We start from the raw sequence: 19421 nt of genomic DNA, 5'->3' as shown, positions 1-19421 counted from the left end.
AAACTTGTCAGTGGCCACTGCCCTTCACCAGGAAATTGCCGATCATCAGCGCAAGACTGAGAACTAATCCCACCCAAGGCAGGAAGACCGGCACATCAAAGGGCGCATCGGCCTTGCGCCGTTCCAGAATGATTAGCGCCACATTAGAGGCAATAAAAATTAACAACATGATCAGGCTGGTAGCGGAAGCTAAAGCCTTTAAAGGAAATGCCACGGATAAAATCAGGATTACCAGCGTTGTCACCACCGTCGCAGACACTGGCGTAGCAGTTTTGTTATTTAGCTTTCCAAACCAGGTTGGCGCCCCATGCCCCTCGCCCATATTATAAAGCACCCGGGTCGCCATAATGATCTGAGCCAGGGCCCCGTTAAGTATTATCCAAAGGCTGAGCAGCACCAGAGGCCATTTGGCGTACCCCGCTTTCTCCGTCACAGTAACCAGAGGGGCGGCACTCTTGGCCAGTTCATCTGGCTCCACCACCATGAGTGCGGCAATGGAAACTCCAATATAAAGTACAGCGCACACCAACAGCGCGATTACGATGGCGATGGGCATAGCCCGTTTGGGCTTTTCGGTTTCTTCTGCCACATGCACCATATCCTCAAATCCGATAAAGGCGTACACGGCCAGGAATGTGGCTGCCAGCACACCGGTCAATACCGAGCCGTCGGTGAGGTTGGGGGTGGCTGTTCGATAGGATTCCCATCCCTGCTCCAGGCTTGTATCAATAAAGCCCAGGTATAAGATCCATAAAAGCCCCAGGATCCCCAGAGTCGTTGTGATCGCCATAAACCAGGCAGACTCCCTGGCACCGGCGATGGCTACTCCCCCTAAAGTCAGTAACAACAGGCTCTTAGTCAACCAGGCCGGCACCTGGACAAACTCCGCCAGATAGCCGGCAAAGCCGTTGGCGATGGTAGCCGCAGAGACAACTCCGGTGGCGACGATCATCCATCCGATAACACTGGCAAACCAACGGCTCTTCAAAGCTTGTTTGACGTACTCAGTGGGTCCCCCCGCGCTTGGATGGCGGGTTGACAACTCCGCATACACCATCCCGTTGACGGCCGCGACCAGTGCTGCCAGCAGAAAAGCCAATGGCATCCAGTAGCCCGCCTCTCCTGCTATTTTTCCGATCAGGACGTATATTCCTGCTCCCAGTATGGTGCCAGTGCCGTAGAGTGTCAGTAGTGGGGTATTCAATGACTTTTCCAGTGCCACAATTTTCTCCCTGTTAAATTGAAGACCGTGCAGATTCAGTGCAGCTTCGGCATCTTGGCCTATACTGCACACACTCTGCGATAATGAGCCTCGCTATGAAACGTCGTGATTTTCTCAAACTCTCCAGTCTGAGCCTGCCCGCTGTGCTAGGACTCAATCCTTCGGCCCATGCCTCCACTATGGCTGCCCTTCCGGCTAACATCAAGGCAGGGGACTGGCCAGCCCTGCGGGACATGTTTGCCCTGACCCGCAGTTATATCCACCTGGCCACCTTTTTACTGGCGTCCCACCCCAAGCCCGTAGCCGATGCCATAGAACGGCACCGCCAGGCCTTTGACGAGAATCCTGCGGACTACTGGCACGAACATTTTATGACCATTGATGCAGAGGTGGCAGCCTCAGCAGCCAGCTACATGGGCGGTAAAGGCGAGCAAATTGCCCTGACCGACAGCACCACCATGGGACTGGCGATGGTCTACAGCGGTCTTAAACTGCGACCGGGCGATGAAATCCTGCAGACAGTGCATGATCACTATTCTACCGACTTGTCCTTACAACTGCGCGCAGAGCGCACCGGCGCCCAGGTGCGGCGTATTGCCCTGTACGAAGATTCCGCCACGATCACCGAAGCCGGGGTTGTTGAGAAGTTGGAGGAGGCCATCAAAACCAATACCAAGGTCGTCGCGGTGACCTGGGTGCACTCCTCCACCGGCGTCAAGCTGCCGGTAAGATCCATGGCTGACCTGATTGACTCGGTTAATGCAGATCGTGAAGAAGCGGATCAGATCGTTTTCTGTGTGGATGGGGTGCATGGATTTGGCATCGAGAATGTAGATGTGCCGAGTCTGGGCTGTGACTTCTTTATCGCCGGCACCCATAAATGGATCTTCGGCCCCCGCGGTACCGGCCTTGTCTGGGGTTCAGAACGTGGCTGGCACAACAGCCTGGCAGTGATCCCGTCCTTCAGCCGCTCCTATGACGTATGGCTGGGCGGCAGTACACAGGATCAGGTACCCATAGGTGAACATATGACACCTGGTGGATTCCATTCCTTCGAGCACCGGTGGGCATTGCCTGAGGCCTTCAAGCTGCACCTGGCGCTGGGCAAGGACAAGATCCAGTCGCGTATTCACCAGTTGAACAGTCAGACCAAGGCAGGGCTGGCAGGCATGAAACATGTCAGACTGCATACGCCGGCATCTGACGACCTCTCCTCTGGGCTGGTGTGTTTTGAGGTGGAAGGAATGGGCCCAGAAGAGGTGGTCAGCCGCATGCATGAAAAAGGCATCATCATGAGCGCGACACCTTACCGGCAAAGCTATGCCCGCTTTGCGCCGAGCCTGATCAATAACGAAGAAGAAATTGAACGGGCTCTGGCAGGCATCCGTGCCCTCGCCTAACTAGGGCGTGTTTAGCTTGCATATTGATGCGCTGCTGGAGGCCATTTTTTTGCCCGGCAAGGAAGAAAGAGTGCGGTTTAGTGGGCCTACATAAGCGACTGACCAATGGGAACGGAACCCACTGGAGCAGCGAAGCGGTGAAATATAGGGATATATTTCATATCTCGCCGCTGGACGGAAAAAATGCCCGGAGCATTTATTAACGGCTTGGCCGGCCGCTTGTCGGCGAGTATCAGGGCTGATACGAGTAAAAATAATCCCAGCCCGAAGGAGGATTGAGGCTGAAAATCCCTCACTCCGCGTTGATCCCAACTTGTTTAGATGGCTAAAGGCGTTACTCGCGCCTTGATTGAGTGGATTTTCGCTCTCAACAGAGGCCAATGTGCAAGATAAACACGCCCTAGGGATTGCTCCATTGGATCTGTTCAGGATCGGTCAGGGAGCAGCCCAGTTCTACCCTGCCCTGAGCGTACCATTGAGGCAAGCTTTGGGTTTGCAATGTTTGCAGATTCCCAGGCTCCTGGCGCAGACTTTCGATGCCTATCCATTGGTTGCGCCCGGATTGCTTGGCTGCATACAGGCAGGTGTCGGCCAGTCCCATCAGAGTCTGCCAGGTTGCCCTGCCATCCGTTTCAACATCCAGTGGGTAGCAAACATAACCTATTGATGCAGTCTGTTGCTGGGTTTGTCCGTTGCCCAATGCAAAAGGCCCGTCCTGAATGGTCTGTCGCAGTCGTTCGGCCAGTTGCCTGGCATCGCTGCGACTGATAAACCTGGCCACGGCCACAAATTCCTCGCCACCCCAGCGAACCAGAAAATCGGAATGACGAAAAACCTGTTCCATACGCTGGCTCAGTTGTTTCAGCACGGCATCTCCAGCCAGATGACCGTGTTGGTCATTTAGCCCCTTAAAGTTATCCATATCCAGCAGGAAGACCACCAAGTCGGCATTGTGCGGGCGCTCGGCCTTGCCGGTGTGCCAATCCTGGTAGAGACGTCGGCAATGCTCCATATCCGCCTCAATATGGCTTTCCAGAAAGCGCCTGTTGTTCAGTCCAGTCAGTTTATCTGTCAGGCTGATGGCTTCCATTTTCAGGTAAGCCCGTTCCAACTCGGCATTTTGCTTCTGCAGTTGATCCGTCTGCCTGGCCACTTCCCTGGTCAGGTTGGCATTCAGGCGCCTTTGACTGATACGTTTGTAGAACATAAAAAGAATAATAAAGCAGGCTAAAAGCCCTGTGATCCACAGGTTGCGCGAGAGGCGCTGCTGTTCCAGTTTGGCCTGTTGCAGGGCCTGTTCTTTCTTTAACAGCTCGATCTGTTGCTCCCGTCGGATATTTTCTGTCTGCGCCTGGACGGTGGCAATGGTACTCATGCGTTTCTCGTCCAGCAGAGCATCATCCAGTTGCTTTTGCCTTTCCAATGCCTGGAACGCCTCTTTCATGGCGTCCTGTTGCAGGTGGGCCTGGACGCGCAGGGACTCCAGCAGAGCTTCGTCGTGTCGTTCAACATTCTCTCTAGCCTGAATGACACCCGCATCAATGTAGGTCAGCGCCCCTGCACTATCCTCCTGCTTCAAGGCCACTTCTGCCGCCATCCGGTAGGCATCGACCAGCAGGCTCAGATACAGGTTTTCCCGTGCTCTTTGGATAACTCCCTCGAGAATTTGTCTGGCAGAACTGAGATTGCCACTTTCCAGCTCCAGTCTGGCCAGGGTGGTCATAGCCCAGTCCAGATCCCGTGGCGCCTGGATCTGTTCGAACAGGCGGATGGCCTTTTCTATATGTTCCCTTGCCAGCTCAAAATTGCCCAGGGTGCTGTATTGATAAGCCAGTTTGTTATGGCTGTAGGCGATTTCTTTGGGTGTGCCGGCCTCGAGATCACGACGCAGTGCATCCTGGAAGTAGTCCAGTGCCGTTTGATGGTCACCCAGGACCCGGTGGATGTCACCCAGATTAAAGATGGTGGTGGCGATGCCCTCAGCGTCATTAAGCTCATGAAAGAGTTCTAACGCTTTCTGGTGGGCCAGAATAGCCTCCTGGTACTGGCCCATTTTTTCCAGGATCACGCCGATATTGCTGTGAGCATCACTGATGGCCGCTTTGTCCTGCAACTGCTGGTAGATCTGCATGGCCAGATAGACATAATCCAGTGCCGGCTGGTAGTTGGACTGGTACCGATAAGAGCGCCCCATCTGGCGATAGGCGTCAGCCAGTAACTTCCTTTCTCCTTGTTCCTGAAAAATGGCCAGTGCCTGTTGCAGGCGCTCCTGAGCCAGAGGATAAGTATTGCGCTCCATAGCATTGGCTGCCATGGCCATCCACGCCCTGCCCTGTTCTGTGCGGTTCCCCTGTTCAAGGGCGCTTTGCAGATATTGCTCCGCCAACTTGTCTGCCAAATCCAGATCGCCCTGCTGTCGGGCTTCCTGGATATTTTTTGTAGTGACCAGCCCGAGCGTATTCTGCGCCAGGCAAATACTCTGGCTGAGCAAAGAAACCAACAGAATAACTACAAATCGACCAACCACAGGGGACACAGCGGTTCCAGTACATCAACAACAGTACCTCATTATAAGCAAACTGCCGGTAGCTGCTACGGCCAATTGCGTAACCAAACCTCTTTAACCCGGCTTTTTAACCCAGGCCGTACACCAGCCTTCGCTCCTGACCAGCTTGTTCTGGAACAACGCACAGGGACGCCACTCCTGTCCGGCTTCACCGCCGATATGCATGCAGTTGGCGCAATTCTGATCGTCCTTTGGCGATTCATGCACATATTTCAACGCCTTAACGGTCGGATTATCCATGTCGACCTTCTCCTTAGCCCTGGCCCGAAGGGACAGTCCCCCGGTTGTCAGGCCAATCAGTAATCCACCTGACACCTTAATAAAGTCTCGTCTGTTGATGTTACTCATTTAGGATCTCCGTTATTCCTGAAAAAGAACGATTGTCATTTCCTGAACCTTCAGAATGAAAAAGGCCCGCCACGAAAGCGAGCCTTATCATTACAGGTTGACTCCTTAAGCCTAGCCGCAAGCGGGCCCATTCTCCACTAGCAGAAAGACTCAGTCGTCCTCCCGTTGCGCCTGAACCTCAAAGACTCCCCCCTCTTCCCGGATAACCAGTTCTATCGGCTGACAGCAGATCTGGCAGTCCACAATTTGTTGCTGGTCAAGGTCATGCAGGCTGTCCACTTCCAGATCATTGGGTGTCATGCAGTAAGGGCATTCGAATACCACAGATTGAGTCAGGCTCATTCCATTCCTCCATTGGCTGACAGTTTTGTCACTATACCGCGCCGGGACATTGGTTGGCGGTCTTCACTATTTAAGTTGAACAAGCTTGTCAAAACCGCCCCAGAACATACGACTGGCATCGAAAGGCATGGTCGCCGGGTCCATCATGTCGGCCAGTCTTGGATCTTTCATCACCCTGGCATTGATTTCATCCCTTTGCTCCTTCGATGAGTATGTGATCCAGGCAAAAATCACAGTTTCCCCGTCCTGCAATTGTACGGCCTGAGGAAAGGAGGTCACCTTACCCGGTTGCACATCCTCGGCCACCCATTCGCAATACTCCAGGGCCCCATACTCCCGCCATATTTCCCCTGCCCTTTGCGCCATACTCCGGTAAGCCTCAAGTTTTTCTCTGGGTACCGGCAGTACATATCCGTCCACGTAATTTGCCATCTGTTGCTCCAATTTCTGTGTCATTTGTCCCTCCGGCCAATCCAAGACCCGGACGAGTAATGGTAGTCCATCGTTTGCATCAGGAGATAGGAAAGACGAATATGCTAGCATGGCTCCATTGATGTCTGATGTTACGCCCCATGATCTGGATAACCACGCTGCTCTGGCGCTTTCTGGCGGCAACTTCTCTGATAATCGGCCTGATTGGCCTGGTGGTGCCCGGCCTGCCGACCGTAGTGTTTGTGCTGCTCAGCGCCTGGTTTGCCGGCAAAGGCTGGCCAAGACTGGAAGCCTGGCTACTGGAACATCCCAGATACGGTCCTGGTATCCACGACTGGCGACGCGAGGGTGCCATACCCCGCCGGGCAAAGTATCTGGCCAGCCTGATGATGACTATCAGTCTGGTGACGGTGTGGATATCGTCTGCCAGCCTATGGCTGCAGCTCTCCCTCACCTTCATACTGCCGGGGGTGGCTCTGTGGCTCTGGAAGCGTCCTGAAAATTCTCACCGTTCCTGAAAATGAACGCGCCCTAATTACATCAAGTTTGATTTAGATTAAATCAGCCCGCTGACGTTGCCTCTAAACTGAGTCCGACAATCCTTAACAATCAGAGCGACGCGGCCGTTGACGCCCTGCTGCTCGTGATGGTGATGACACAGATGAAACAATTTTTTACCCAGTATCTCAGTGCTAACCAGCAAAGGCTGGAATTACTGTTCAGCGCTTTTCGTAAACATCGCCATAAAGACCCACAATACGCGGGGCAGTTGTTTGAACAATTCAAACGTGGGCTGGACCGGCATCTGGGCTGGGAAAGCCAGCTACTGATGCCGGCACTGGCGAACTACGGCGGACAGCAACTGGCTCAGTCACTGCAACAAGCCGACGAGGAACATCAAAAGATACGGAGCCTGGTTGCAGACCTGTCGCTGGCGTTGCAACTGAAGCAGGATGTGCCGGATATCGAACAGCAGCTGGAATACCGGCTTACCGATCACTTTGAAAATGACGAGTTTACTCTTTATCCCCTGTGTGACCGATATTTCGATGCCGAGACGACTTTGAACATACTGCGCGCCATGGACGACTGACAGGGGCCCATGAGCTGAATATCAGCCCAGAACGTGCCGGCTGACAAGTGTTGTGCGTCTGAATGCTAAGATTGCGGCGTAAGCACAAAGAATATTGTATGTCCTTGAATAATTGCGGTTTACTGGCCAAAAAGAAGTTACGCATAACCTTTTCAAGTGAAAAGCTGACACCCTGTGCTGCCATCCTCAACGTTTCCGACGTCCTATCCCAGTTCCGACGCCACCATCCACCGCGATAAGATTGTCGATGAATTGGGCATATCGAGGATCAAGGAGCAGGAGCTTCTCAGGGAATTACAGAGCCTGATCCTGTAATTGTCTGCATAGACATTCCTCGCTCTGTTCTGTCCTTGAGTTGATACATATCAAGCATGTTTGGATCTTCCCGCATAAGTTTTTGATTATCTGTCTGAAATTCAATTAACCTATAGTCCCTGTCCCGTTCGGTAATGCAACAGAGGCTGATACGCAATAATGGACTTTATCTGGATCCTGTTCGCTTTTCTCTGCGGCCTTGGCGTCAAGCTCTTCAATCTGCCACCCTTGATTGGCTTCCTGGCAGCCGGTTTCTTTCTTAATTTTATTGGCATACAGCCCAATGAAACCCTTGGAGCGCTGGCCGATCTGGGTATCACCCTGATGCTGTTCACCATTGGCCTGAAGCTCAACGTCAGGGACCTGCTTAAACGGGAAGTCTGGGCCGGTACCGGGGTGCATATGCTGGTCTGGACCACTTTACTCAGTGCGTTGAGTATTGGCCTTGGTAGCTTATCGCTTGCCTATTTTGCCCTGCTGGACTGGCAGTCCGCCGCCTTACTCGGCTTTGCCCTGAGTTTCAGCAGCACTGTCTGCATCGTCAAGTTGCTGGAAGAGGCAGGTGAAATCAAAACCCGTCATGGCAAACTGGCCATTGGCGTGCTGGTTATGCAGGATATTCTGGCTGTTCTGTTTCTGGTTGCCGCCACAGGGAAGGTGCCGTCCATTTATGCCTTTGCATTGCTGGTGCTGTTTCTGATCAGGCCCCTGCTAAATCGCCTTGTGCAGTTGTCCGGTCACGGTGAGTTGTTGCCCTTGACCGGCTTCTTTCTGGCTCTGGGCGGCTATGAGCTGTTTACCCTGGTGGGCATCAAGGGTGATCTGGGTGCGCTGGTGATGGGCATCCTTCTGAGCAGTCATATGAAGGCAACAGAGTTAAATAAAGCGTTGATGAGCTTTAAAGATCTGTTTTTGATTGGCTTTTTCCTGTCAATTGGCTTTACCGCCCTGCCGGATCTGAACATGTTGCTGCTGGCGCTCATGCTGTGTCTGCTGCTACCGCTCAAGTTCCTGATGTTTTTCCTGCTGTTTGCCGGATTGCGCCTGCGGGGACGCACGGCTTACCTTGCCGGTCTGGCCCTGACCAACTTCAGTGAGTTTGGCCTGATTGTGGTGGCCCTGTGCGCCGACCTGGGCTGGCTGAACAAAGAATGGCTGGTGGTACTGGCGTTAGCGGTCTCTTTCTCCTTCGTCCTGACCAGTGTGATCTACCGGCATGCTCATAGCGGGTACAGCCGTTGGCAGAAAGGCATTAAGCGATTCGAAAAGTCCCGTCGCCTGCCAGAGGATATCTATGTCCAGCCTGATGGTGCCAGGGTCCTGGTAGTGGGTATGGGCCGGGTTGGCAAAGGTGCATTCCTGGCGCTGTCAGAAGTTCTGGGACAGGCAGTCTGGGGAATGGATGCAGATCGGGATCGTATTGAGAGGCAAAAACAGCAGGGCATGCAGGTGATGCTGGGTGACGGGGAAGACGCGGATCTCTGGGACAATATGGATTTGTCCCATGTGGATCTGGTGCTGCTGGCCCTGCCTTCCACTGAGGATATCCGCCATATACATGATCAGTTGCGCAGTGCCGGCTACCGGGGACAACTGGCCGCTATCGCCCGTTATGAAGACGAAAGACTGGAGATGCTCAGACATGGCATCGACCACGTCTTTAACTTCTACACTGAGGCCGGTACCGGTTTTGCCGAGGAAAGCCTGCTGCTGCTCAAGGCTAAACCGGCCTGATGGACGTACTGAACTGAAACTGCCTGGTCACCGGCTGCGCCTGGGAAGGGACCTGCAAAACCAGGATAAGGCGCCACTTCATCGAAGGTTCACTGCAACTGCCAAGAAAGGTCTGGCCCCGGACAGTCTGGGCATCGAGCCGTTCCAGAAGGACCGGGATCCGGCCCATATACATGTTGATTCCTTCGATATGGGCCTTGAGCAACTCTGCCCCTGACGGCAACTGGAAATCAATGATCACTTGCTCTTCGAGGGGGATGGGCCTGGACAGTATCTCAACCTCCAGGTTTCCTCCTTCTAACTGCACGGAACAGGCGGAGTTTTCCAGGCGACAGTCTGAATCATCTAAAGCTGTTTCTTTTTGGTTTTCTTGCAACCATAGGGCGATAAGCAGCACCATGGCCAGCAGCGCAATGACCAGGGACAATTTGATCAGCTCGGGGCGTTTCAACATGCTATTCCGGCGCTTTGGGTGGCAAAACAGTCTGAATCATTGACCAGGATCAATCAAGGGCCCTTTGGGGTATCTTTTTAGGGGTAAAAACCTTATTATTCGCGCCCGAAGTACCCCCAGTTATAAGTTGAATTTCAAGCGTTTACATCCTTGCAACATTCAATTTGCAACTGGCGGATTCTGGTTTTTTACCTATGTTTTAACGGGTAGCAAATCAATCTACAAGCAGCGGAAGATCCAAGACAATGAGTGAATCCAGTCGAGCACATCCCGAATACAATTATAAAGTAGTGCGACAATTTGCCGTCATGACGGTGATTTGGGGAATTGTCGGCATGACAGTGGGCGTATTAATCGCCTCACAACTTATCTGGCCAGAGATGAATTTCAATACGCCCTGGCTGACATACTCGCGTTTGCGACCGCTGCATACCAATGCGGTAATTTTCGCCTTCGGCGGCTGCGCCTTGTTTGCCACTTCTTATTATGTGGTCCAGCGCACCTCCCAGGCCCGGTTGTTCAGCGACAAACTGGCAGCCTTTACTTTCTGGGGCTGGCAGGCCGTGATCGTGGCCGCGGCCATCACGTTGCCGCTCGGTATGACCTCTTCCAAAGAGTACGCCGAGCTTGAATGGCCTATCGACATTCTGATCACCCTGGTGTGGGTGGCCTATGCCATCAACTTCTTCGGCACCATGATCATACGTAAGGTCAGCCATATCTATGTGGCCAACTGGTTCTTCGGCGCCTTTATCCTGACTGTTGCGGTGCTGCATATCGCCAACAGCATGGTCATCCCGGTCTCCTTCACCAAGTCCTACTCCCTTTACGCCGGCGCCGTCGACGCCATGGTGCAATGGTGGTACGGGCACAACGCAGTGGGCTTTTTCCTGACTGCGGGCTTTTTGGGCATGATGTATTATTTCGTGCCTAAGCAGGCAGGTCGTCCTGTGTATTCCTACCGGTTGTCCGTAATACACTTCTGGGCATTGATTTCCCTGTATATCTGGGCCGGTCCTCACCATTTGCATTACACTGCCCTGCCCGACTGGACTCAGTCCCTGGGCATGGTCATGTCGGTGATCCTGTTCGTGCCCTCCTGGGGCGGCATGATCAACGGCATCATGACCCTGTCTGGCGCCTGGCATAAACTGCGCACCGACCCCATTCTGCGTTTCCTGATCGTGTCACTGTCCTTCTATGGCATGTCGACCTTCGAAGGTCCCATGATGGCAATCAAGACGGTCAACGCCCTATCCCACTATACAGACTGGACGGTTGGACACGTACACTCCGGCGCCCTGGGCTGGGTGGCCATGGTGTCTATCGGCTCCATCTATCACCTGATCCCCATCCTGTTTGGACAGCCGAAGATGTACAGCGTCAGACTGATAAACGTCCACTTCTGGCTGGCGACCATCGGCGTGGTGCTGTATATCGTGGCCATGTGGATCTCCGGCGTAATGCAGGGGCTGATGTGGAGAGCGGTCAACACGGACGGCACCCTGACTTACAGCTTTATCGAAAGTATCGAAGCCTCCAAGCCGTTCTACTTCGTGCGTTTCCTCGGCGGTCTGTTTGTGGTGATCGGTATGCTGATCATGGCTTACAACTGCTATCGCACCATCCGTGCCCCCAAAGACAGCCTGCAGGCTGAAGCCCAACCAGCGTAAGGGATGAGGTCGTAATGAGAAACGTACATGATTTAATCGAAAGAAATACCGGCCTGATGGTGGTGCTGATCCTGATCGTCATCAGCTTCGGCGCACTGGTGGAAATCACCCCGCTGATGTTCCAGCGCCAGACCACTGAGCCCGTGGAAGGTCTTAAACCCTATACCGCCCTGCAACTGGAAGGCCGGGACATCTATATCCGCGAAGGCTGTGTGGGCTGTCACAGCCAGATGATTCGTCCCTTCCGCTCCGAAACTGAACGCTACGGACATTATTCGGTAGCCGGTGAAACCGTCTGGGAGCACCCCTTCCTGTGGGGTTCCAAGCGCACCGGCCCTGACCTGGCCCGCGTAGGGGGACGTTACAGCGATGACTGGCACAGAGTACACCTGATGGATCCCCGTGCCGTGGTGCCCGAGTCCAACATGCCGGCCTTCCCCTGGTTGGCTGAAAATACGCTGGATGGAGAACTGACCGCCAAAAAGATGGAAGTGTTCCGTGACTTTGGTGTGCCCTATACCGATGAAGATATCGCCGGTGCTAGGGAGGCCGTAAAAGGCAAGACGGAAATGGAGGCCCTGATTGCCTATCTGCAATCCCTGGGTACGGCGCTGAAATAACATGGATCCGGTAACAGTAAACATCATCTGGACTGTGGCCATATTTGTCATCTTTATCGCCATCGTGGTTTGGGCGTTCAGTAAACGTGCAAAGAAGGGCTTCGACGAAGCGGCAAACCTGGTGTTTGACGACGAGAAGCAGATTAAACCCGAGGCAAACCTGAAAAAGCGGGAGTCATCTAACAATGAGTAGCTTTTGGAGCATCTGGATCTCTGTGATTTCACTGGGAACCATTCTGGGCTGTTTCCTTCTGTTGCGCTGGTGTCTGAAAAACAAGACGGGCGTCAAGGAAGGGGACGATATGCACCACGATTTCGACGGCATAGTCGAAATCAACAACCCCCTGCCACGCTGGTGGACCATCATGTTCTACGTGACCATCGTATGGGGGGTGATCTATCTGGCTTTGTACCCTGGCCTGGGTAACTTCCAGGGGCTGCTGGGCTGGGAAAGTTCCAACCAGGATATCCGCAGTCTGGAAGCGTCCAGGGAAGCGCATGCCCAGGACCTGGCCAACGGCAATCTTAATGAGTACAGCCGCTCCATTGCAGCGGCCGAAGAACGCTTTGGCCCTATCTTCGAAGCCTACGCCAAGCGTGACATCGAAGAACTGGCCAGGGATCCTGAAGCCCTTAAAGTGGGACAGCGTCTGTTTCTGCAGAATTGTTCCCAGTGCCATGGCTCCGACGCACGGGGACAGCGGGGTTTCCCCAACCTGACTGATCATGACTGGTTGTACGGCGGCAGCCCCGCCGAAATCAAGCAAACGCTGATGGAAGGCCGTCGCGGCGCCATGCCTGCCTGGAAGGACTCTCTGGGTGAACAGGGAGTCAAGGAAGTGGTGGCTTATGCCCTGTCACTGAGCGGCAGAAAAGTCGACCCGGATTTAGCCGAGGCGGGCCAGAGCAGGTTTGCCGTGTGTGCCGCCTGTCACGGACAGGATGGCCAGGGCAATTATGCCTTCGGCGCCCCAAATCTGACCGACAATATCTGGCTGTACGGCGGCAGTGAGCAGGCTGTTATGGAGACCGTTCTGGAGGGGCGTAACGGTGTCATGCCTGCCTGGAAAGACATTCTCGGTGAAGAGAAGGTCCATCTGGTCACGGCCTATGTTTATAGTCTGTCGCTGGGCAAGGACGAATAGATCAAATTCTGGTATAAGGAGCCTCGCTAAGCGGGGCTTCTTTTTATCAGCTTCTGCCCGCTCTGCCCTACCAATGACTTACAGGTAAGACTGAATAAAATGAAAGACGCGCCCCCCCCACCCTGGTACAAGCAATTCTGGCCCTGGTTTCTTATCGCCATTCCTTTGGTGTCCATCATTCTCAGTACCAAAATGCTGCTACTGGCGACCAGTGGGCAGGACAGTATGGTCATCGATGATTATTACAAGGAAGGCAAAGCCATCAATCTGAGCCTGGAAAAGATCCAGCGTGCCAGAGAATTGGGCATCGACAGTCTTATTCACTTCGAAGGACAACGTATTACCCTGCGCTTTGTGCAGGGAGCACCAGCTTCCGGTGAAGCCCTCAGCCTGTATTTTCAGCATCCCACCCTCAAGGACAAGGATTTCCAGTTGCTGCTGACACAAAATGCCGACGGGGCTTACAGCGCACAGCTTCCCAACGCCCTGGCAGGCAAGTGGCACCTGACGCTGACCCCTTTTGACGGAGAATGGAAAGTCCTGCAGGAAGTGGGACTCCCCCGGCAAGACCCCATTGTATTTCGTCCCTGAGGCGGAGAATTGATGCGTTGTTATCATTGTCATCTGGATATTGTTGATTCCTCTCCCCTGACCGCCGACGTGCTTGGCGAGCCACGGCCCATGTGCTGTCCCGGTTGTAAGGCGGTCGCCGAGGCGATTGTCGGTAACGGCCTGGAGGATTACTACCGTTTTCGTACTGAAGCGGCGGACAAGGCCGATGGAGGTCAGGAGGATATATTTGCCAAGCTGGCCTTATATGATCGCCCCGAGTTGCAGGAAGAATTTGTCGTCAGCCACGGCGAGGAACGACAGATCCAGTTGAGTATCGAAGGTATCAGTTGCGCTGCCTGTGCCTGGCTGATTGAAAAGCAACTGACTAAATTACCCGGGATCAAACAGATTGCCGTAAATGTCAGTTCCCGGCGGGCGCTGGTAAGTTGGTACGCACAAGAATTGTCATTGAGCAGAATACTTCGCGCCATTGAAAAAATCGGCTACCACGCCCAGCCCTTTTTGGCTCAGCAGCAGGAAGAGAGCTTTAAGCAAACCAGTCAGGCTTATCTGAAACGCTTGGGTCTGGCGGGTCTGATGAGCATGCAGGTAATGATGATTGCCGTGGCCCTGTATTTCGGCCTGTTCGGTAATCTGGATGAAGACATCAAGGCCTTTCTACATTGGGTCAGTCTGGCCTTGTCCTTTCCGGTGGTGATCTATTCCGGGGCCGGCTTTTATGCCAGTGCCTGGCGGGCCTTTAAAGCCAGAACCGTCAATATGGATGTGCCCGTCAGTATCGCCATCTGGGCCTTGTTCTTATCCAGCGCAATGGCCACGGTCAAAGGAGAAGGAGAAGTCTTCTTCGAATCCGTGTGTATGTTCATTTTCCTGCTTTTGATCAGCCGTTATCTGGAGCACCGGTCACGGCACAGGGCAGCGCAGATTTCAGCCAATATGAGCAAGTATATGCCGGTCACGGCCACCCTGATAGAGGGGGAGCAGACCCACAATGTCCTGGCCAAGTCCCTGCAAAAGGGCCAACAGATTCTGATCCGCCCCGGTGAAACCATCCCGGTGGATGGACAGCTTCTGGAGGGCCAGGGCTATGTGGATGAGTCCATGCTCAGCGGCGAGTTTGAACCGGTGCGCAAACAGGTCGGCGACATGCTTTACGGAGGTACGCTCAATCAGTCAGGCAGCCTCCTGGTCAGGGTGGTGCGTCCCCTTAAGGAAGCCATGGTCAGCCAGATCCTGCGCCTCCAGGACGAGGCATTGATGAGCAAGCCGGCCATTTCCCGGCTGGCCGACCGGATTGCCGGCCATTTTGTCAGCCTGGTACTGATAATCTCTGTGCTGACCTACAGCTACTGGTCCTGGCAGGGCAATCCGCAGGCATTCTGGATCACCATCTCGGTACTGGTTGCCACCTGCCCCTGTGCACTGGGCCTGGCCACCCCTTCTGCCCTCACCTGTGCAATGGCCAGACTCAATCGTCAAGGAATCCTGCTGAAACGGGCCGATCTCCTTGAGTCACTGGTACATATCGATACCCTGGCCTTTGATAAGACCGGCACCCTCACCGAGGGCCGGTTCAGTATCGCCAGATGGCGGAATCTCAGTGATCGGGCCGACAGCGACATCCTTGCCATTGCGGCCGGCTTGGAAGCTCATTCCGAGCATCCCCTGGGCCGGGCCTTCGACAATTTACCCGTCAGCAGGGCCAGTCAGGTCGAGATCCTGCCTGGCTTTGGTCTGAGTGGAAACGTTGCCGGGCGGCATTACCGGCTGGGCAGTGCCAATCTGATGCAACATGAGGTGCCCCAGGCCCTGCAACAAGCCAATGTATTGCTCGAGGAAGATTCTGGCTTGTTGGCGGGATTTGAACTCAAAGATCAGATAAGTGTGGGGACAGAATCCGCCCTTCAGGCATTGTCACATCACCAAACCCTGATTATCAGCGGCGATGCCGAAGCCAACGTGGCTCAGATTGCCAACAGTCTGGGTGTACAGCAATGGTACAGTCAGTGTCGCCCCGAGCAAAAGCTGGCATTGATAAAACAGATGCAGCAAGAGGGTAAAAAGATCATGATGGTGGGTGACGGCATCAATGACACACCGGTGCTGGCAGCGGCGGATGTTTCTGTTGCCGTCGGCGGCGCAACTGACCTGGCTCGCAATGCCGCCGATATTATCCTCATCAACCCGAGGTTGACCTTACTCCCCGAGCTGTTCAGGATGGCAGCACGGGCTCGCCGCAAGGTGATCCAAAATCTGGCCTGGGCCCTGGGTTACAACCTGCTGGTGCTGCCCCTGGCGGTGACCGGTTATCTCACCCCCTGGCTGGGTGTGATTGGCATGTCACTGAGTTCCATCCTGGTGGTGGCCAATTCCGTGCAATTGCTGAAAGACGAGTAAAGAATGGGAATTCTATATATTTTGATCCCTATCGCTATCCTGCTGGTGACCCTGGCAGTGATCCTATTTTTCTGGGCGGTAAAATCCGGACAGTTTGAAGATCTTGAGCGGCAGGGACACAGCATTCTGTTTGACGAGCAGGATGACAAAACCGACAAGCCGCAGGATAAAGATGGACAGTAGTCTCTCCCTGGGGGCCGCTTTTCTGATTGGGCTGGCTGGCAGTGTACACTGTGTGGCCATGTGTGGGGGTATTGTAGGGGCTTTGAGTTTTTCCATTCCCAGACAGCGGGCAGCCCTGCCCTACATGGTCAGCTACCATGCCGGTAGACTGTTGAGTTACAGTCTGGCCGGGGCGCTGACCGGCGGTTTGGGGGCGATGTTTTCTCACCGCGTCGAACAGGGGATCGTCTGGCTTAATCTGTTAAGTGGTCTCTTCCTGTTGTTACTGGCGTTGTACATCGGTAATTGGTGGCGGGGCCTGGCCTGGCTGGAAAAACTGGGAGCCATCGTGTGGAAACCTTTGGTTCCTGTATCAAAACATTTGTTGCCTTTCCGGCATCCGCTGGCCGCGCTGCCCTACGGAATAATCTGGGGATGGCTGCCCTGTGGCCTGGTCTATTCCACCCTGAGCTGGAGTCTGGCGGCCGGTTCCTGGCACCAGGGCGCCGGGATCATGCTGCTGTTTGGTCTGGGCACCCTGCCGGCCCTGCTGAGTCTGGGCAGTTTCAGTCACCAGTTGCAAAGCCTGTTGCGACATCCTGCCACCAAACGCTGGATTGCGCTGTTGTTGGCAATAACCGGACTGGTGATACTCGGCAATGCTTTGCTGCGCGTGACCTGAGTCGGTTTATGGCATACGACCATAATCTGACCACGGGCTGATTTCTTCCTCAGTAAAAGGTGCTATCCTAACGGGTAATCATGCCCGGATTATAGCTGTCTAACACCCATGAAAAATTATCGCGATTGCACCATTCATTGCCAAAACTGCAGCATAAGTCAGCTTTGCCTGCCCTTTACGCTGAACAGCAATGAGCTGGAAAAACTGGACAATATCATCCAGCGCAAGCGCCCGTTTCAGAAGAACGAGCGCCTGTTCCAGTCCGGAGAGCCCCTCAACAGTCTGTTTGCAGTGCGGTCCGGTTCATTCAAGAGTTTTACCCTGGCTTCCGATGGTGAGGAACAGATCACCGGCTTTCACCTGCCCGGGGACATCATCGGTTTTGACGCCATCCATCATCAGCACCACCGGAGCTTTGCACAGGCTCTGGAGACGTCCATGGTTTGTGAGATCCCCTACTCCACCCTGGAAAACCTATCCGGGGATCTGCCCAGGCTCAGGCAGCAGGTTATGCGGCTGATGAGCCATGAGATCCAAGAAGATCAGGACATGTTCATGTTGCTCAACAAACGCACTGCCCATCAGCGATTGGCCTATTTCCTCAGCCATCTGGGCCGCCGTTACCACGAGCGGGGCTTTTCCAGCAGCCAATTCCGCCTGAGTATGACCCGGGGTGAAATCGGCAACTTTCTGGGCCTGACGGTAGAAACCATCAGTCGGTTATTGACCCGCTTTCAGAAAGAAGGACTGATCCAGGTGGAAGGTAAGTTTATTACTCTCCTGAAACCCCAGGCGATGCTGGAACTGGTTGACGCGCCACTGCTGGCCGCTGGGGTCAATTAACAGGAATATTGATCTTGCTCAACTTGTAGGTTGGATAAAAATACTGCCCTAACATAGACTTATACTACATTCACGTTGATGGTAGGGAAAATGATCAATTACAATAAATTACTGGTCGTCATCGACCCCACGCAGGAACAGCAAAAAGCCCTTGGCCGGGCCATGGATCTGGCCAGAAAGACAGGTGCCAGTCTGACAGCTTTCCTGTCCATTTATGATTTCTCCTATGAAATGACCACCATGTTGTCCGTGGATGAGCGGGAAACCATGCGCCAGGCGGTGGTAGACGACAGAACAGAATGGCTGACCGAACTGGTGGACAAACAGGTTACCGACAAGAGCCTGTCTGTGGACGTTAAAGTTGTATGGCACAACCGTCCGTTTGAAAGCATCATCTATGAAACCCTCGAAAATCAGTATGACCTTATTATCAAAGGGACGCAGGGTCATGGTGGCCTCAAGTCCGTTATTTTCACCCCCACCGACTGGCATCTGATGCGCAAAGCGCCGGTTCCCGTGTTGCTGGTGAAAGAGCACGAATGGCCGGAGGGCGGCAATATTCTTGCCGCTGTCAATGTCGGCACCGAAGACGAAGAGCATAAGTCGCTGAATCAGCGTGTCACCCGTACCGCCATGGAGTTTGCAAAGACGCTCAACGGAAGGGTCAACTTGGTCAACTCCTATCCTGGTACACCGGTCAATATCGCTATCGAAATACCGGAGTTTGATCCGGCCAGTTTCAACCAGTCGGTGCGCAACCATCATCAGGATGCCATGAAGACGTTCGCCAGCACCTATGGAGTCACTGATGAGCAGTGTTTCGTGCAGGAAGGTTTGCCCGAAGATGTCATACCTCAGGTAGCCAAGGACATGGATGCCGAACTGGTGGTGATTGGCACTGTGGGCCGCCATGGCATTTCAGCGGCCCTTATCGGCAACACGGCTGAGCATGTAATAGGTACGCTGGATTGTGACGTGCTGGCCATTAAACCAGAAGGTTTTGTCAGTCCCTTGCAGAAATAGTGGGCATAGCCACCGGATGCAGGAGACGCACTGATTTGTCCACCAGGCAAGACAATACTCAGATACCCAAAGAAATACTGCAGGCGAGAAAGCTGGCAAGATTGACCGATGGGGCCTTTAGGGTCCCGGGGACAAGGCTCTCTTTCGGTTGGGACTTTATTGTCGGACTGATTCCCGGCCTGGGAGATCTGCTCATGGGTCTGGTTTCTTTGCGACTGGTGATGCTGGCCAGAAAGCTGGGTGCTCCCTGGATCCTGTGCCTGCGAATGACGGCTAACAGTCTGGCTGATTTTCTGCTCGGTTCTGTTCCTGTGGTTGGCGATCTGCTGGATATTTTTTTCAAGGCCAATCGTCGTAACCTGGCATTGCTGGAGTCCTGGTGGGAGAAGAATTGACC

22 protein-coding genes are annotated in these 19421 nt (G+C 53.9%); 16 read left to right on the top strand and 6 right to left on the bottom strand.

The features are described 5' to 3' along the window. Window positions 1–7 precede the first annotated feature (7 nt). On the bottom strand, window positions 8–1222 hold the full coding sequence (locus J0A66_RS03410; protein WP_206572391.1) for an amino acid permease: 1215 nt from the start codon (window positions 1220–1222) through the stop codon (window positions 8–10). A 95-nt stretch (window positions 1223–1317) separates the two neighbouring features. Here J0A66_RS03410 and J0A66_RS03405 point away from each other — a divergent pair, with 95 nt between their 5' ends. Continuing rightward, window positions 1318–2622 carry an aminotransferase class V-fold PLP-dependent enzyme gene (locus J0A66_RS03405; protein ID WP_206572390.1) on the top strand — a complete coding sequence of 435 codons (1305 nt, stop codon included), beginning with the start codon at window positions 1318–1320 and terminating at the stop codon, window positions 2620–2622. Window positions 2623–3022: 400 nt separating this feature from the next. On the opposite strand, the gene J0A66_RS03400 is transcribed toward J0A66_RS03405, so the two are convergent. From J0A66_RS03400 to J0A66_RS03385, 4 genes are all read right to left on the bottom strand, one after another. After that, a complete protein-coding gene (locus J0A66_RS03400) occupies window positions 3023–5158 on the bottom strand; it encodes a diguanylate cyclase domain-containing protein (RefSeq protein WP_206572389.1) in 2136 nt (711 codons plus the stop codon). An 84-nt stretch (window positions 5159–5242) separates the two neighbouring features. Then, window positions 5243–5536, bottom strand: coding sequence for a high-potential iron-sulfur protein (locus J0A66_RS03395; RefSeq protein ID WP_206572388.1), 294 nt, complete (start codon window positions 5534–5536; stop codon window positions 5243–5245). Between the two features lie 150 nt (window positions 5537–5686). Beyond that, entirely contained in the window at window positions 5687–5878 is a 192-nt protein-coding gene (locus tag J0A66_RS03390; protein ID WP_206572387.1) for a zinc ribbon domain-containing protein, read from the bottom strand. A 66-nt stretch (window positions 5879–5944) separates the two neighbouring features. Beyond that, window positions 5945–6334: a DUF1428 domain-containing protein gene (locus J0A66_RS03385; protein ID WP_241264004.1), complete on the bottom strand. Its 390-nt coding sequence runs from the start codon at window positions 6332–6334 to the stop codon at window positions 5945–5947. Between the two features lie 116 nt (window positions 6335–6450). On the opposite strand from J0A66_RS03385, the gene J0A66_RS03380 reads away from it, so the two are divergent. From J0A66_RS03380 to J0A66_RS03365, 4 genes are all read left to right on the top strand, one after another. Next, window positions 6451–6828, top strand: coding sequence for a YbaN family protein (locus J0A66_RS03380; RefSeq protein ID WP_206572386.1), 378 nt, complete (start codon window positions 6451–6453; stop codon window positions 6826–6828). Window positions 6829–6971: 143 nt separating this feature from the next. Further along, window positions 6972–7403 carry a hemerythrin domain-containing protein gene (locus J0A66_RS03375; RefSeq protein WP_206572385.1) on the top strand — a complete coding sequence of 144 codons (432 nt, stop codon included), beginning with the start codon at window positions 6972–6974 and terminating at the stop codon, window positions 7401–7403. A gap of 174 nt (window positions 7404–7577) precedes the next feature. After that, window positions 7578–7718, top strand: coding sequence for a hypothetical protein (locus J0A66_RS03370; protein WP_206572384.1), 141 nt, complete (start codon window positions 7578–7580; stop codon window positions 7716–7718). A 159-nt stretch (window positions 7719–7877) separates the two neighbouring features. Beyond that, on the top strand, window positions 7878–9452 hold the full coding sequence (locus J0A66_RS03365) for a cation:proton antiporter domain-containing protein (RefSeq protein ID WP_206572383.1): 1575 nt from the start codon (window positions 7878–7880) through the stop codon (window positions 9450–9452). Here the strand turns inward: J0A66_RS03365 and J0A66_RS03360 are convergent. Continuing rightward, window positions 9439–9906 (bottom strand): hypothetical protein, encoded by a 468-nt coding sequence (locus tag J0A66_RS03360; RefSeq protein WP_206572382.1) that lies wholly within the window; start codon window positions 9904–9906, stop codon window positions 9439–9441. The two genes, J0A66_RS03365 and J0A66_RS03360, sit on opposite strands and share 14 nt — an antisense overlap. A gap of 245 nt (window positions 9907–10151) precedes the next feature. On the opposite strand from J0A66_RS03360, the gene ccoN reads away from it, so the two are divergent. From ccoN to J0A66_RS03305, 11 genes are all read left to right on the top strand, one after another. After that, on the top strand, window positions 10152–11579 hold the full coding sequence (ccoN, locus tag J0A66_RS03355) for a cytochrome-c oxidase, cbb3-type subunit I (protein ID WP_206572381.1): 1428 nt from the start codon (window positions 10152–10154) through the stop codon (window positions 11577–11579). A 14-nt stretch (window positions 11580–11593) separates the two neighbouring features. Next, window positions 11594–12199: a cytochrome-c oxidase, cbb3-type subunit II gene (gene ccoO / locus J0A66_RS03350; RefSeq protein WP_206572380.1), complete on the top strand. Its 606-nt coding sequence runs from the start codon at window positions 11594–11596 to the stop codon at window positions 12197–12199. 1 nt (window position 12200) lies between these two features. Then, window positions 12201–12392, top strand: a complete 192-nt coding sequence (locus tag J0A66_RS03345) for a cbb3-type cytochrome oxidase subunit 3 (protein ID WP_206572379.1) — start codon at window positions 12201–12203, stop codon at window positions 12390–12392. After that, window positions 12385–13344, top strand: a complete 960-nt coding sequence (gene ccoP / locus J0A66_RS03340; RefSeq protein ID WP_206572378.1) for a cytochrome-c oxidase, cbb3-type subunit III — start codon at window positions 12385–12387, stop codon at window positions 13342–13344. Before J0A66_RS03345 ends, ccoP begins: the two co-directional genes overlap by 8 nt. A gap of 99 nt (window positions 13345–13443) precedes the next feature. Continuing rightward, entirely contained in the window at window positions 13444–13935 is a 492-nt protein-coding gene (locus J0A66_RS03335) for a FixH family protein (RefSeq protein WP_206572377.1), read from the top strand. A 12-nt stretch (window positions 13936–13947) separates the two neighbouring features. After that, a complete protein-coding gene (locus tag J0A66_RS03330) occupies window positions 13948–16314 on the top strand; it encodes a heavy metal translocating P-type ATPase (RefSeq protein ID WP_206572376.1) in 2367 nt (788 codons plus the stop codon). Between the two features lie 3 nt (window positions 16315–16317). Continuing rightward, window positions 16318–16497 carry a cbb3-type cytochrome oxidase assembly protein CcoS gene (ccoS, locus tag J0A66_RS03325; protein WP_206572375.1) on the top strand — a complete coding sequence of 60 codons (180 nt, stop codon included), beginning with the start codon at window positions 16318–16320 and terminating at the stop codon, window positions 16495–16497. After that, complete coding sequence (locus tag J0A66_RS03320) at window positions 16487–17158, top strand: sulfite exporter TauE/SafE family protein (protein WP_206572374.1); 672 nt, start codon at window positions 16487–16489, stop codon at window positions 17156–17158. Before ccoS ends, J0A66_RS03320 begins: the two co-directional genes overlap by 11 nt. 108 nt (window positions 17159–17266) lie before the next feature. After that, window positions 17267–18001: a fumarate/nitrate reduction transcriptional regulator Fnr gene (gene fnr, locus J0A66_RS03315; RefSeq protein WP_206572373.1), complete on the top strand. Its 735-nt coding sequence runs from the start codon at window positions 17267–17269 to the stop codon at window positions 17999–18001. Window positions 18002–18091: 90 nt separating this feature from the next. After that, a complete protein-coding gene (gene uspE, locus J0A66_RS03310; protein WP_206572372.1) occupies window positions 18092–19024 on the top strand; it encodes a universal stress protein UspE in 933 nt (310 codons plus the stop codon). A gap of 35 nt (window positions 19025–19059) precedes the next feature. Next, window positions 19060–19419 carry a DUF4112 domain-containing protein gene (locus tag J0A66_RS03305; RefSeq protein WP_206572371.1) on the top strand — a complete coding sequence of 120 codons (360 nt, stop codon included), beginning with the start codon at window positions 19060–19062 and terminating at the stop codon, window positions 19417–19419. The last annotated feature ends 2 nt before the right edge of the window (window positions 19420–19421 follow it).

The organism is Bowmanella dokdonensis (genome assembly GCF_017254865.1).
In the GTDB taxonomy this organism is placed as follows: domain Bacteria; phylum Pseudomonadota; class Gammaproteobacteria; order Enterobacterales; family Alteromonadaceae; genus Bowmanella; species Bowmanella dokdonensis.
The sequence above is the reverse complement of the archived record's forward strand: the minus strand, read 5'-3'. Positions and strand labels throughout refer to the sequence as shown.